This window comes from Psychrobacter sp. FME5, assembly GCF_014861375.1.
Lineage (GTDB): Bacteria > Pseudomonadota > Gammaproteobacteria > Pseudomonadales > Moraxellaceae > Psychrobacter.
The window spans coordinates 13,501-27,787 of the sequence record NZ_RRYX01000003.1; the positions used below are offsets into that span (position 1 = coordinate 13,501).

Sequence of the window (14,287 nt, forward strand, 5' to 3'; positions counted from 1 at the left end):
TTGCTGGGCAATTTATTGAGGCGACTGAATACAGCGACTAGGAACATAAGCAGTCCAGTTTACGGTCAACGGTGTATCCGCTTTAGGGTCACGCCATGAAATTTGCCATTGACCTTGTTTTTTTATTAGTCGATCAGAGCTGGCTGCATTATTATCCTGATGGTCACCGACCACTGTTATTTCATCCAGTAAGGGCAGCAATATATCGTCATCGCCGTCTTCCCACATGACTAGGGTGCCGTTTTTTTGAAGTCGTTCAATACTCATCCACGGTGAATGGCTGGCGGGACCTGAAATCATTTGTGATGGAAACCCACTATTTATTGCTACTAAAGCGCCCAGCCAGCGGTCACCTGAGACGCTATCGAGTGGGCAACTACTCAGCGATTGCCAAGTGTCCTGAGCTTGTCCAGCAAGCACTTGTTCAGGCCATTGCATACGCGATGGTTTATGACGTATTTTATCACCAAAACCCACGTATACGACCATCAGTACCGTGGCTAGTGTCAGCCAAATAGCGAGGGCTTTACGTAGTTTAGTCGCTGTCAGTAATTGAGTAGCTGGGACAACGAATGAGGCAGCTAGCAATCCAGACAGCGCCCACATTGGCATGCCCCACATATCACGCAAGCCAACACCGAATACTAAGCTCAACACTACTAGCACACCAATGGGAGCGGCCCAAAGATACCATAGTAGAGAAGCACCTGCTGGCAGGCTATGCTTATAAGCGCTAACACCAAATAAGCGTTTGCGATTAAGGGCGAGTATTAATAATAGTGGGATATGTGCGACGAGCTGAGCGATAATAAAACTGATCCAACTAAAATGGCGGCTAACGCTACTAGCGGCTTCACCGACATCATGTGAGCGCCCATTAGCATAACCGAGCGGCAACCAATCATGCATCACTAACCAATATAGATGCGGGGCAAATACTGCGAGCATCACAAAAATAGCTATCCATGGCTGCGGTTGCTTTAGCAGCGGCCACTGTTTTGGTAGTAACAAGTAAGTCGCCATTGGTAATAATAAGAATACCACACTGTATTTGGTGAGCATACCGAGCCCACCAAGCACACCCAGTAGTAGCCAGTCTGTGAGCCGATTACGGGTAAGTGCTTGATAGAATACTAAATACAGCCCTGCCCAAATAGGAAATTGTGCAACATTATGATTGAACTCTAGGCTGGGATAGGTGTAATAAACGATCGCTAAGGTTAGTGCGCTGCCCAATAGCGCAACTTCATGTGACCAGACCTTTTTACCTAGCTGATAGATAAAAAATAAAGTGAGTAGGACGTATAGTTGGCTAAGCAGATAAGGACCAATATGGCCAAACAGCTGATAAAAGCTATATAGTACCCATGACGAAAAAGGAGGGTGTTTATAGTAGCCCAATTGCCATTCGCTTCCCCAACTAATACCTTCGCTGACATCAAACGGTACGCTGCTGGCGAAAAAGGTAGGCGCGATAGACCAAATAACAAAGTAAGCGATTAAAAACAAACCAAACCAGCGCCAAGAATTTGAACTTTTATCCTGCTGTTCAAATTTCTTACCAGTACCATTATTTATAGGTCGAGCATCAGAGGACACTTTATCAATGGGGGGCATAATACAAGCCTTATAATAGTAAAACTAGCTTAGAGTAAGTCTAGCAGATAAATTTTTTAGTATTATAAAGGCTATTGATAGGCAGTCATAGTCAGGCGTCACTTTTTATCTACAAGCAGCTCTTAAGGCTTATAGGTACAAGGATGAGAATACAGCTGATCCAGTAGACTAAGTATAGCCATAATTGCAATATGACTCATTAAGCAGTTTAGAGAGTTCGCTGATTATCATAAAAAAAATGTAATAATTTAAGAGCAATCTTCATGGAGTGACATAATATAAGCTGCAAAAACTTACCATAAATTGATATGAGGAAGGAGTGTAAATGTTAGTGCGATATTGGGCCCATGCTGTTTAACTGTAACCGCTTAACCTTCTTCATTTAGAGCATCGCTAGTGGACACTAAAAAAGGTGCTTCGGCTAATACTGGTATAATATTATATTTGTCTACTACCTTTTCTGAGCCTGATAATTTCACAAGATTTTCGGAGAAATTAGTTTTTATACGCTGCCATTCTCTTGAGATAAACTCTTTAGCAGGATTGTCATATTTTGGTGATTTACGTCTTTGATCAAACATATTTAATATATCTAATGTTATTTCAGGAAAATTAGTGAATAGGAAATCCTTATAAAATACCTGATATTTAGCAGTGTATTTATTGTCTGTACGCCAAGGTTTATTATTGCTAATAAAATGGATGATATAAGGCTCTGTAGTATCAGTAAAACTATGAGTAAGCCGATTAATTTGCCAATTAAAATCAAACGGTAAAAGTACTATCTCATTTAACAACACTCTATTTAAGGCAGATTGATCATGACACTGTAGTCTATCAGCGTTTTCAATAGCATAATTAAAAACTCTAGATAGTATGTCTTCTTTGACATATTGCCTAGTACTGAATACTAAAACACCTGAATTACGATAAATATGGTCATACTGATGATATGACTTTATATAATTATCCACCGTTTTTTGTTTTTGTTTAAAAGTTGAACGAAACTTAAGTTCCATAATGTCAGCTGCTGCCGCTACGCAAAACTCTGTATCTAAACTATCAACATATGTCATCAGTTCGCTATAAAAAGGTTTGTTTATAAAAGTATCTGCGTCTAAATATATAATATATTCATAAATACCTTCAAAGATCTGAGGTAGAAATAAGCGGTGATAAGCTGCAAGGCTAAGTTTTCCTACCGGTAAAGAGGCTATGCCATTAATACAAAGCTCAATAAAGCGAATCTGTGTGTCAATAAACTTTTCTGGTACTTTACTAATGTCAGGTAAGCATATACAGATATCACACGGTAATTTTGGATGTAGAGCTATAAATTGTTCAGCTACAAATAAAGCATAAGGTAAATAGTTCTCATCAACACAAAAGGCTAAAGTGTTATTATATTCAGCTTCACCTGTTTGCTGAGAAATTGTTGCAGAAATATTCATAGTAATAAAGCTCATTCGTTATTTTGTTAATTGCACACATACTCTTATTACACATTATAACAATAATACAATTAAAAAATAGTGAAGTAATAAACTAGGGTGTACCCCTAAATGTATTTAAACCATAAACCCAATTAGCTATAGGCTATGTTGAGGTATAATATGAGACATAGTATTTTTTATCAAGTTATTAATTCAGGATAGTAAACCATGACTAATGAAACCATACGTGTATTTGTAGGCTGCGATCCTAATAATTGCGATTTAGAGCAGATGATGGTACTAGAATATAGTATTCATAAACATACAAAGACACCTGTAGAAATCACATGGATGCAGCTATCACATAATCCTCAAAGCTTTTGGTATTCTAATCCAACAGTAGGTGAAGGCTGGAACACCACTAAATGGTCGACTCCTTTTTCGGGGTTCCGTTGGGCTATTCCTGAATATTGCAACTACTCGGGGCGCGCCATTTATATGGATGCGGATGTCATAATTTTAGATGATTTAGCAAAACTATGGGATCATCCTATAGAAGGCCAATCAATAGTAGCAGCGAAAAGTTATGCGGATATGACACGATTATGTACCTGCGTTTGGGATTGTGGCAAAGCAAAAACGGTTATTCCGTCAATTGAACAATTACGACAAGACCCTGACAGTCATAAAAAGATGATGAAGCTTCTTAAAAAAAATAAAGACTTAATTGAGCCTTATCAGGACAGCTATAATTGTGTGGATGGTGAAGATTTAGTGATAGAGGATATCAAGATATTACACTATTCTGATATGGGAACACAGTTTAGTCATAAGTATTCACTTGCAAGGATTAGTGAGGAAGGGCTTGAACACTGGTTTGACGGTAATGTGATGGACCATCCAAGACAAGATTTGACTGAATTGTTTGATAGTTATTATAGTGAAGCCTTGGCTAATGGGTATCAATTAGATGATTATAGAATTGATGCTTTTGGTAGCTTTCCAAAAAAGACTCAGCAACGCTATAAGCGTAATAAAGTAACGCGACCAAAAAAATCTAAATCTTTATTTTCAAAAATATTTAAGCGTTAATTTGTTCGATAAAATAATAGTTAATTATCTAGCCAACGAACGAACAACCAATTATCCATAGGTCATAATTTATGAAGCAGCCCACCAAAATAGTGGTATTTGTTATTAACTGTCTACAGGGTGCCGGTGCAGAGCGAGTCGTTCTTACTCTAGGACAAGGGTTTTACGAGTTAGGTTATGAGGTGCATATATTAAGGTTTAAGCCTTTAGTAGAATATGATCTTAACCCAAACCTGAGCTACCATATGCTTAGATTCAAGCCATATAAGCTTATACTGGGAGCACAGCGTCGTGAAAAGATTTTTGCACGAGCTTTAGATAAGTATATTTTAAATAAAATTGGTCAGCCTAATATTATTTTATCCAATCTGATGCCTGCAGATAGCATTCTTAGCTATAGTAGGTTGCCAAATATTACTTATATCATTCACAATACTTTATCACTATTGTATAAGCTTGATAGTGCGAATCAGGGCAATAAGTCAAAATCGAGAATGATTGATATATATTCTAAGCATCCATGTATATGTGTGAGCGAAGGGGCTGAAACAGATTTTATAGAAACCTTTGGCAATATTACGCCAACGACTGCTATCCACAATCCGATTGATAGAGATAACATCCGAAAACTTGCTGAAGTGTTTGTCCCAGAATATCAGAACTATATTATTCATGTGGGTAGTTTTAAAGAAGCAAAGCGTCACGATATCCTGCTAAAAGCTTATGCTCAAACAGATCAATCTCTGCCTTTACTGCTTTTAGGAGAAGGTAAGCGTAAGAGTGATATGAAAAGTCTAGCCGTGGAGCTTGGTTTAGAAGACAAGGTAGTGTTTTTAGGGTTTCGTGAGAATCCTTTTCCCTATATAAAACATGCGCAATTCAAAATATTAACCTCTGACTGGGAAGGGTTTGCCTTAGTTATAGCAGAGTCCTTGGCTCTAGGCACGCCAGTTATTAGTACAGACTGCCCCTCTGGGCCAAGTGAATTGTTACCAAAAAATAATTTAATGCCGATGAAAGATGTTGACGCTATCGCTAACAAACTCAGCCAAGCTATAAACAACCCTCAACAATTTCAGGCTGCATTTGATGATGCGCTCCTTCCTGTAAAGATTGCTAAAAAGTATGTTGAATTTACAGATAGCTAAAAATGATCAAACCCATTATTTTGCTGGTATTAAAGGCGTTAGAAGGTCGCGGTGCTGAACGCATGGTAGCGACTTTAGCGCGTGCTTATGCGGATATGGGCCATAGCGTTCATGTACTCTGTTTAGAGAGTACACAGAAAATGCCTTTAGATTATCGCGTCCAGCATCATGTCGTGGCATACACCCAGATTCACAATAAAGCCATCTTCGAGGAAGAGTCCGAGCAAGCCGCAGGATATAGAACCGTTGCAAAGCGTATAGATCACTATGTACTTAAAAACATAGGGGTACCAGATTTAATATTGGCTAATATCTATAAAGTAAATTGGATTATGTCTTATAGTCAACTGCCAAATATTATCAATGTCTTACATACTGCATTATCTAAACAATTTGAACAACAGTTACTAGACAGTCCCAATCATATTATCCAGCATTTAAAAAAGGTGTATGGTGCCCATCCTTGTAGCTGTGTCAGCGATGGGGCATGTAAGGATTTATTAACACTTATCGGCAATAACCTTAATAGAACGACGACGATATATAACCCATGCGATACCAATGAAATCAAAAAATCAGCCGCTCAGTCATCAGTTTTTGAGCGTTTTGGCGTAACTGCTAAAGGATACATTATTCATGTAGGGTCATTCGATACGATGAAGAATCATCAGGATTTGTTGCGAGCATATGCCAAAACAGATCGGCAGCTGCCATTGGTATTGGTAGGTGAAGGCAAACTTGAAGATGAAATGAAACAATTGGCGACTCAACTTGGTATTGATAACAGTGTCAAGTTTTTGGGGTTTCAGGGCAATCCCTATCCATTAATCGCTGGCGCAGCATTAATGGTGCTGACGTCTAAATTTGAAGGATTCGGTTATGTCATCGTTGAGGCACAGGCGTTAGGAGTACCAGTTATTAGCACAGATTGTCCCTTTGGACCAAGAGAGTTATTACCTGAGCAAAACTTAATACCTGTAGATGATACTGATGCGTTGGCAACGTTAATGAGTCAGGCGCTTGCCAATCTGGATGATTATAAAGTCCAATTGAATAATAGACTTTTACCTCACAGCATCGCTCGTCATTATCTAAAATTTGTTCAAGTAAAGTCAGTTTGAATGTTCAGCACGCCCTAGAAGGTAGTATTAATAAAGCTCATCAAACAAGTCTTTAGATACGGGCGAATGATTATAGACAGTCACACCATGATCCTTATAGACCTTTCCTAATAGATTAAACGACGGCACAATACGATCTGTAATCGCTTTATCCAGTTTACAGGGTGCGCTATTGTCTTTGTTTTCATAAAATCGTGGTTGGTTACTATTAAGTAGGTCGATGCCATATAAATGAATAGCAGAGGCTTGGCGAGAGAATGCCAGCTGTGCGGCGACATAAGCAACGGTTCCTGCTTCTACAAAACCATCAGTGACATCAAGTGATACACCAATGGGCTTTGGTTTATGAGTACTGTTGATGACGAAGCTTGGATGGTCTGCAAACTCTTTCAAGGAGCTTTTTCTAATCAGCCGCTTGGCTGTTAAAGCCAGTTTACTGTGCCAAGGCTTATTAGATTTAACGCCCCACGGCCGATCTACGGGATATAAGACGCGCATTGCTTGATGATAGTTGAGCATAATGTCTGGATGTGAAGCGGCTAAAGCTTCGAATACAGCAAGGGTTGCGTATAGCGGTTGACCATTATAGTGGTTTTTTAAAATATTTGGTTGGTGATGGATAAAGCGGGCGTCACTAATCACCCAGCCAGCAATAGACGTAAAAGTCTGCTCTGAGAGCAGACTGAGGCTACCATTGACAAAGATAGTTGGAGTACCCAATTGCTGATTGTTAAATACTAAGTCAGCAATTGAGGGGCCTGAGGCAATAATCTGCACCGCTGTTTGCCGTAAGTGTTCTTTGGTTTCAGTGCCATTAAAGGCATTAAGGGTAACGCGCTGATTCCCAACCCTAATATCGTCAGTCTTTGGTAATCCCATAATGGTATTCCATAATCTCTTAATAGTATTGTTGAATGGGATTAACCTGTTCTGATATACGGCATGCTTATTTAAAGTACCATTTAATGCATCATTAAAAATACCATTAAAAAACGACTGAAAAATCCAGTGTGCTTATCGCCAATACTCCTTCAACCAAGGGCTTGGTTTCACATGACGATACCATTTACCACCACCACCATTGATAGCATCGGGCGGGTTAATCTCACCATGAAAGATGACGATTTTTGCACCAGATGGAAGTGTAGGTGCGCGTATAAAATTAAATGGAATAGGGGCGATGCATTGGTACTTGAAGCTGACACACCAGTCTTTATCCCAATACTCTAGGTGATGATGTTCACGCAAGTAGTTCGACAGATAGGCCTGCTCGTGGCGTACTTGGGTGCGAATGGTATCAAAGTTACGCTCAAAGTTTGCCAGCAAATCAGGGTACGTATCCAAACCAATATTGAAGCGATATACCGAGCTATTACCAATCATTCGCCACGGTTTTTTCCAATCACGAATGATAACGACACTGTCTTGGTGCTCAGCTTCATAAGTAAAAAAGCCATCAATATTATCAACGATAACAATGTCGATGTCTAAAAATAAGGCCACACCTTTGAGGTCGTATAGCTCAGGCTTAAAAGTCGTGAGCTTTTTCCAGCCACGCTCAGGCCCAGCGGGTAAATCCATTTCAGGTATAGGATAGCAAGCGACATTAGGGTCGATACCTGCGCTATCATCAGTCAAGCATACCATTTGGAAGTCTAAAGTAAGATGGCGACTGACCATATTATAAAGGCGATTGACGTATTCAGGACCATATTTATCACCCCATTTCATACAAATGATATAACGCTGCTCAGACATATGGATGCCTGCTGGCGTTTGGTCTGTCGGTAAAGGGTTGGTTACGTCAGTTGCCATAATGCACTCATATTGATGTAAATGAAGGACTGATGAATAAGATTAAAAAGTTAGCCAATACTAGCATAGCTGTTGCTTGCGATATCTCTAAACGCTTAATTGATTGTACGGTTATTGCTCATTGCATTCATTGTTATGAGGTACATCGTTAGCACTATCTTGGTTGTGAGCAGAATGCCTATCCTGATTACTGCGAATAAAAGTAGTTAAGAGGGTTTTATCAGCCGTATAAGGATTACCTACAGTGGGTATGTGCTTAAAGCGTCGATAGCCCCACATATAATGACTGCAATTGTCTTTAATCATATGCTGCATCGCTTTATTAAGCGCATGAGTAGCGATTTCGGCGTTGCGGTCATAAAGTGCTGGATTATCAAGTTTATAACAGTAAATATCAAAGCCACGACCATCGTCACGGCGAATACAAGATAAGCCCACCAGTGCACATTTGGTTTTGCTAGCCAGTTTGGAGGCGAGGGTGCTGGTTAACGTCTCAACACCAAAGAAGGGTACGACAACACCACCTGATGGGTCGGGGACGTGATCAGGTAATACAATACTAAACCCCCCTTGTTTAAGCGTCTTAAAAACGGCTTTGACCCCGCTACCATCGGTAGGTACTAAAGTCGCATTGAGCCGCGCCCGCCCTTGTAGCACAAAGTCGTTGGTAATATCACCTTTGACTGGTTTATACATGATGGTTGGTGAACCAAACTGATTGAGCCAGGCGTTCATCATCTCCCACGTTCCCAGATGTGGAACGATTGCCAGCATGCCGTTAGGACTAGCAAGTCCTTCTAATAAAATGTCTTTATTATGCACATCACGAATCTGGGCGATACTCCATTCTGGTGGCATCGCCCAACTCTTAATCGACTCAATACTGGTTAAACATTGATGGTAAATAATGTCTTTGACAAGGATTTGTTTTTGCAAATTAGGCAAGGTATGAGCAATCAGTGCGATATTAGTATTCACTGTGCGCATGATACTGGCGTTAGGCATCTTTAAAATGACCCACGCAACAAAACGTGCCAGCATCTGCAAGACAGACAATGGCACGATTTTGAAGATATGATACGGATTCATAACCATTCACATGGTGACGAATCACGTAACCTGCACTGTAAAAAATATCTGCGCATTATTCAACCATTTATTGAGCAGGCTTGTTGGCGTCAGCCTGTACTTTTTCACGCACACGGATACCAAGCTCACGTAGCTGCTTGCTATCAACTTCAGCAGGTGCTTGCGTTAATGGGCACTCAGCTGTCTTAGTTTTTGGGAATGCAATGACGTCACGGATAGAGCCTGCACCGACCATCAGCATAATCAAGCGATCTAAACCAAAGGCTAGGCCACCATGCGGCGGCGCACCAAATTTGAGTGCATCCAATAAGAAACCAAATTTGTCCTCGGCCTCAGTTTCACCAATACCTAGCGCTTCTAACACTGCTTGCTGCATCTCAAACGTGTTGATACGCAAACTACCACCGCCAATTTCGGTACCGTTTAAGACCATGTCATAAGCAATCGACAGGGCGGCTTCTGGATTGTTTTTTAATTCTTCAACTGAGCCTTTAGGCTTAGTAAACGGGTGATGCATGGATGTCCACTTGCCGTCGTCCGTTTCTTCAAACATGGGGAAGTCAGTGACCCAAAGTGGCGCCCACTCACACGTAGTCATTTCAAGGTCGAGACCAATCTTTTGACGTAGTGCACCCATGGCGTCATTGACGATACTGGCTTTATCGGCACCAAAGAAGATAATATCACTGCTTTCTGCACCCGTACGTTCAATCAAACTCACCAATACATCATCAGTCATGTTTTTGATGATCGGTGATTGTAGACCAGATTCTTGGTCCACGCCGTTGTTAATATTGCTGGCATCATTGACTTTAATATAAGCCAAGCCGCGCGCGCCATAGATACCGACAAATTTGGTATAAGCATCTATTTGCTTGCGACTAAGCGAGCTACCACCAGGGATGCGTAGGGCAGCGACGCGACCTTTAGGATCATTGGCAGGGCCCGCGAATACTTTAAAGTCAACGTCTTTCATCAAGTCAGCAACGTCGACCAATTTCAATGGAATACGCAAATCAGGCTTATCTGACGCATAGTCACGCATTGCTTCAGCATAAGTCATACGCGGAAAGTCTGCAAACTCAACGTCCATCATGGTTTTAAACAGATGTTTGATAAGACCTTCGTTGATGTTCATGATTTCTTCTTCATTTAAGAAAGAAGTCTCAATGTCCACCTGGGTGAATTCTGGCTGACGGTCAGCACGTAAATCTTCGTCACGGAAGCATTTAGCGATTTGATAATAGCGATCAAAACCTGAAATCATTAATAATTGCTTAAATAACTGTGGCGACTGCGGCAAAGCAAAGAAGTTGCCCGGGCGTGTACGCGAAGGCACAAGATAGTCACGTGCGCCTTCAGGCGTGGCTTTGGTCAAAATAGGGGTTTCAACATCTAAGAAGCCATGGTCATCTAGGTAACGACGAATCGCTGAAGTGGCTTTAGCGCGGAAAACCATACGCTCTTGCATCTGTGGACGACGCATATCAAGGTAGCGATATTTTAGACGCAAGTCTTCTGATACTGTGGTGTTTTCATCATTCAAAGGGAATGGTGGCGTTTCAGACTTTGCCAATACTTCAATCTCTTTGCCCAATAGTTCCACTTGACCGCTGGTCATATTGTTGTTTTCGGTGCCTTCATAACGACGACGTACACGGCCTGTAATTTTTAGTACGTATTCAGGGCGTACTGCATCAGCAGTGGCAAAAGCTTCTGGGGTATCAGGGTCAACAACGACCTGTAAGATACCAGCGCGGTCACGCATGTCTAAAAAAATCACGCCACCGTGATCGCGACGACGATGTACCCAGCCCACGACACTAATAGTCTGATCAATTAAGCTTTCGGTTACGGCTCCGCAATATTCGTCTCGGTATTCGCTATGCGTCATAGTGCTTTGCGTCATAATAAGGTTATCCAGTTGTCAGCCCAATTCGAAGTACAATATGCAGCCATTGTTGCGCGTTTCAAGCTATTTGCAAAAAAAGCACAAACAACGCGATTAAGACAAATGGTCATCACGTTGGCTGCAGAAAATTTGATGTAAACGCATATTATGCCTAATCTGCCTTTGTTATACAACCAGCGGAGTCCAATCAAACCTTAGGAGTCAGTGCAGCCCAATCAAAGTATAAAAGTACCTCGATACCGACGAGTTTATACAGTAACAATTGCCTTGGCGTAAATATCTGCATTTTGCTTGAAAATAGAGGTCGCTGGGCACATATCAAGATAACTAATAAAATGCTATTAAAATTATTTACACCATTCAAGGAATACTACTGATGCTGTTTCATCCTACTAAAAACCCTGTTGAGCTACGCGTTATTCATCTAAATAAAAATCAAGAACAACGTCGTGAAGACCTGATGGAGGCAACTCAAGGTAAAGCGGCGCTTAAGCAATTCAAAAAAGTGATGGCTAAAAAAGCCAAGCAAGCGCTAAAAGCAAAAACCAAGAATAAGAAAAAAAAGCACAATTCTAAACCACAAGTTTTCGTCCTTGATTTCGATGGCGATATGAAAGCCTCGGCGGTTAAGCATATGCGTGAAGAAATAAGTACGCTCATTAGCACTGCCAATAAAGGCGATGAAGTCGTCGTGCGCCTTGAGTCAGGCGGTGGCTTGGTTCATGGTTATGGACTGGCAGCGGCACAATTGGCACGTCTAAAAGATGCAGGTCTAACATTAACCGTCTGCGTGGATAAAATTGCGGCTAGTGGGGGCTATATGATGGCTTGTGTTGCAGACAACGTTATCGCTGCTCCATTTGCCGTGATTGGTTCTATCGGAGTGGTATCACAATTACCAAATTTCCATAAATGGCTCAAAAATCATGATGTCGATTATGAAATGTTTACCGCTGGTGACTATAAACGTACCGTGACTGTATTTGGCGAAAATGCTGCTGAGGATCGTGCCAAATATCAAGAAGAGCTAGAGCAAACGCACGAGTTGTTTAAGCATTTTGTCAATACTTACCGTCCAGCATTAGATGTCGATAAAGTGGCTACTGGAGAGCATTGGTATGGTGAAGACGCGCTAAAACTCAATTTAATTGATAGTCTGCAAACTTCGGACAGCTATATTTTAGAACGAATGGAAAACAACGAAGTCTATGCACTACATTCACGCCAAAAACCAACGCTAGCCGAAAAATTGGGATTGTCACAAGCGGCAGAAGCCACCGTAAATATGGCGATTGATAAGCTACCAGATGCTTTGATGCGTGTTGATCTGAATAGCCGCTTAAACATTCTAAAATAATGATATATATATCGTTCTATAATCGTTTCGCTTTTATTTTACCGAACTATAGTCCGTTAAAGATAAAAGCGAGTTATTTATATTAACGTGCCGCTGCTATAATTTTTAAATTGAATCGGCTATATATTGCTTATTTATTAATCGTTGAGCATCTTTGGTTTGTATGATGCATTGTTTGTATTTTGTAAAAGGCGTGTCCTAGCGGGTCGCGCCTTTTTGCTGTTTATTCATATTTGCTGTGTTATAAATGGGGCATACCAAAAAGAGTATACGTACGTACACTATAAGAGTCTCATCAAGTTTTAGTAAAAAATTTGATGAAGATAATCAACAACCAGCAAGAAAAAGGATGTCAGCTATGTCTACCGATACATTAATGTTTACGGCCACAGAACATGGTCAAGCCATGCACGCCAAAGTTAAAGCATTTATTGAAACCCATATTGAACCAATAGAAGCGCAGTTCTGGCAAGACCGTGAAGCGCAAAATCCTGATGGTGACTGGACAACATGGCAGTGGCCTGAAAAATATGAGAGCTTACGTAAGCAGGCGCGTGAAGCGGGGTTATGGAACTTATTCCTTCCTGATGATGAGTTGGGTGCAGGGCTGTCGGTTACTGATTATGCACCGATTGCTGAGCTGACTGGTCGTAGTTTATTAGCGCCTTATGTATTTAACTGTAATGCGCCTGATAGCGGCAATATGGAATTGTTATGGCGCTATGGTACACAAGAGCAGCAGGATAAATGGTTGACGCCGATATTAGAAGGTAAAACGCGCTCGGTGTTTTGTATGACTGAGCCTGATGTGGCTTCTAGTGATGCGACCAATATGCAAGCGACGGCTGTCGTGGAAGGTGATGAGATTATCATCAATGGTAGTAAATGGTGGTCATCGGGTCTTGGTGATCCAGCGGTTGACGTGTTGATTGTCATGGCATATACCCCCGATGAAAATAAAGACCGTCACCATCAGCACTCTATGGTCTTAGTGCCAGCAAAAACAGCGGGCGTCAATATCGAGCGTATGCTCAAAGTATTCGGTGATTACGATGCGCCGCATGGTCACGGCGAAGTCAGTTTTAATGAGGTACGTGTGCCAGTTAGTCACTTTATCGGTGGGCCGGGTATGGGCTTTGAAATTGCCCAAGGTCGCTTAGGGCCAGGTCGTATTCATCATTGCATGCGTTGTATTGGGGCTGCTGAAAAGTCATTAGAATTGGCGGTTAAGCGCGGCATGGAGCGCACCGCTTTTGGTAAGCCATTGCTTCAATTAGGCGGTAATTTTGAACGTATCGCTGACGCTCGTATCAAAATTGATCAAGCACGCCTATTAACTTTATATGCCGCACAAAAAATGGATGCGCAAGGCACCAAAGCGGCCTTAACGGAAATCTCTGCTATTAAAGTCGTTGCCCCAACGGTATTGCAAGAAGTGGTCGATATGGCGATTCAGATCCATGGCGGCATGGGTGTCTGCCAAGATACATTATTGCCAAGCTTCTTTGCCCAAGCACGGGCGCTACGCTTAGCAGATGGTCCCGATGAAGTGCATAAAACCATGATTGCCAAATTAGAATTAAAGCGTCAGGGTTTTAAACGTCCGTCGAAACCTACTAAATCATAATTATAGAATGTTATTGAGCTTATAGTTTATACCAAACCCAAGAAGTAAGATTAGCTGTGTCAAACTCGTTTAGTCT

At 41.2% G+C, this 14,287-nt stretch carries 11 protein-coding genes; 5 read left to right on the top strand and 6 right to left on the bottom strand.

Annotation, left to right across the window (positions count from 1 at the left end; genetic code table 11):
* Positions 1-12 precede the first annotated feature (12 nt).
* Together EI161_RS00860 and EI161_RS00865 are read right to left on the bottom strand one after the other, a co-directional pair.
* The gene (locus tag EI161_RS00860; RefSeq protein ID WP_192528766.1) at positions 13-1,617 is read right to left on the bottom strand and encodes a glycosyltransferase family 39 protein; all 1,605 of its coding nucleotides are present in this window, start codon (positions 1,615-1,617) and stop codon (positions 13-15) included.
* A gap of 368 nt (positions 1,618-1,985) precedes the next feature.
* Entirely contained in the window at positions 1,986-3,068 is a 1,083-nt protein-coding gene (locus EI161_RS00865) for a glycosyltransferase family 8 protein (protein WP_192528767.1), read from the bottom strand.
* 210 nt (positions 3,069-3,278) lie between these two features.
* Here EI161_RS00865 and EI161_RS00870 point away from each other — a divergent pair, with 210 nt between their 5' ends.
* From EI161_RS00870 to EI161_RS00880, 3 genes are all read left to right on the top strand, one after another.
* Complete coding sequence (locus EI161_RS00870) at positions 3,279-4,142, top strand: glycosyltransferase (RefSeq protein ID WP_192528768.1); 864 nt, start codon at positions 3,279-3,281, stop codon at positions 4,140-4,142.
* Between the two features lie 71 nt (positions 4,143-4,213).
* Positions 4,214-5,290 carry a glycosyltransferase gene (locus tag EI161_RS00875; protein WP_192528769.1) on the top strand — a complete coding sequence of 359 codons (1,077 nt, stop codon included), beginning with the start codon at positions 4,214-4,216 and terminating at the stop codon, positions 5,288-5,290.
* Positions 5,291-5,292: 2 nt separating this feature from the next.
* Positions 5,293-6,411 (top strand): glycosyltransferase, encoded by a 1,119-nt coding sequence (locus EI161_RS00880; RefSeq protein ID WP_192528770.1) that lies wholly within the window; start codon positions 5,293-5,295, stop codon positions 6,409-6,411.
* A gap of 27 nt (positions 6,412-6,438) precedes the next feature.
* Here the strand turns inward: EI161_RS00880 and EI161_RS00885 are convergent, their stop codons facing one another.
* The 4 genes from EI161_RS00885 to aspS form a co-directional block, all read right to left on the bottom strand.
* Positions 6,439-7,290: a hypothetical protein gene (locus EI161_RS00885; RefSeq protein ID WP_192528771.1), complete on the bottom strand. Its 852-nt coding sequence runs from the start codon at positions 7,288-7,290 to the stop codon at positions 6,439-6,441.
* 135 nt (positions 7,291-7,425) lie between these two features.
* Positions 7,426-8,169, bottom strand: coding sequence for a glycosyltransferase (locus EI161_RS00890; RefSeq protein WP_192528794.1), 744 nt, complete (start codon positions 8,167-8,169; stop codon positions 7,426-7,428).
* A 168-nt stretch (positions 8,170-8,337) separates the two neighbouring features.
* Positions 8,338-9,315 carry a lysophospholipid acyltransferase family protein gene (locus EI161_RS00895; RefSeq protein WP_192523917.1) on the bottom strand — a complete coding sequence of 326 codons (978 nt, stop codon included), beginning with the start codon at positions 9,313-9,315 and terminating at the stop codon, positions 8,338-8,340.
* Positions 9,316-9,382: 67 nt separating this feature from the next.
* Positions 9,383-11,209 carry an aspartate--tRNA ligase gene (gene aspS / locus EI161_RS00900; protein WP_192523929.1) on the bottom strand — a complete coding sequence of 609 codons (1,827 nt, stop codon included), beginning with the start codon at positions 11,207-11,209 and terminating at the stop codon, positions 9,383-9,385.
* A gap of 376 nt (positions 11,210-11,585) precedes the next feature.
* Here aspS and sohB point away from each other — a divergent pair, with 376 nt between their 5' ends.
* Both sohB and EI161_RS00910 read left to right on the top strand, forming a co-directional pair.
* Positions 11,586-12,584 carry a protease SohB gene (gene sohB, locus EI161_RS00905; protein WP_318779354.1) on the top strand — a complete coding sequence of 333 codons (999 nt, stop codon included), beginning with the start codon at positions 11,586-11,588 and terminating at the stop codon, positions 12,582-12,584.
* 376 nt (positions 12,585-12,960) lie between these two features.
* The gene (locus EI161_RS00910) at positions 12,961-14,211 is read left to right on the top strand and encodes an acyl-CoA dehydrogenase family protein (RefSeq protein WP_192528795.1); all 1,251 of its coding nucleotides are present in this window, start codon (positions 12,961-12,963) and stop codon (positions 14,209-14,211) included.
* Positions 14,212-14,287: the final 76 nt, after the last annotated feature.

What these genes read in the sequence shown, in the direction of transcription:
- EI161_RS00860 (WP_192528766.1), bottom strand. Translation starts at nt 1,617, where the DNA reads ATGCCCCCCATTGATAAAGTGTCCTCTGATGCTCGACCTATAAATAAT.
- EI161_RS00865 (WP_192528767.1), bottom strand. Translation starts at nt 3,068, where the DNA reads ATGAATATTTCTGCAACAATTTCTCAGCAAACAGGTGAAGCTGAATAT.
- EI161_RS00870 (WP_192528768.1), top strand. Translation starts at nt 3,279, where the DNA reads ATGACTAATGAAACCATACGTGTATTTGTAGGCTGCGATCCTAATAAT.
- EI161_RS00875 (WP_192528769.1), top strand. Translation starts at nt 4,214, where the DNA reads ATGAAGCAGCCCACCAAAATAGTGGTATTTGTTATTAACTGTCTACAG.
- EI161_RS00880 (WP_192528770.1), top strand. Translation starts at nt 5,293, where the DNA reads ATGATCAAACCCATTATTTTGCTGGTATTAAAGGCGTTAGAAGGTCGC.
- EI161_RS00885 (WP_192528771.1), bottom strand. Translation starts at nt 7,290, where the DNA reads ATGGGATTACCAAAGACTGACGATATTAGGGTTGGGAATCAGCGCGTT.
- EI161_RS00890 (WP_192528794.1), bottom strand. Translation starts at nt 8,169, where the DNA reads ATGTCTGAGCAGCGTTATATCATTTGTATGAAATGGGGTGATAAATAT.
- EI161_RS00895 (WP_192523917.1), bottom strand. Translation starts at nt 9,315, where the DNA reads ATGAATCCGTATCATATCTTCAAAATCGTGCCATTGTCTGTCTTGCAG.
- aspS (WP_192523929.1), bottom strand. Translation starts at nt 11,209, where the DNA reads ATGACGCATAGCGAATACCGAGACGAATATTGCGGAGCCGTAACCGAA.
- EI161_RS00910 (WP_192528795.1), top strand. Translation starts at nt 12,961, where the DNA reads ATGTTTACGGCCACAGAACATGGTCAAGCCATGCACGCCAAAGTTAAA.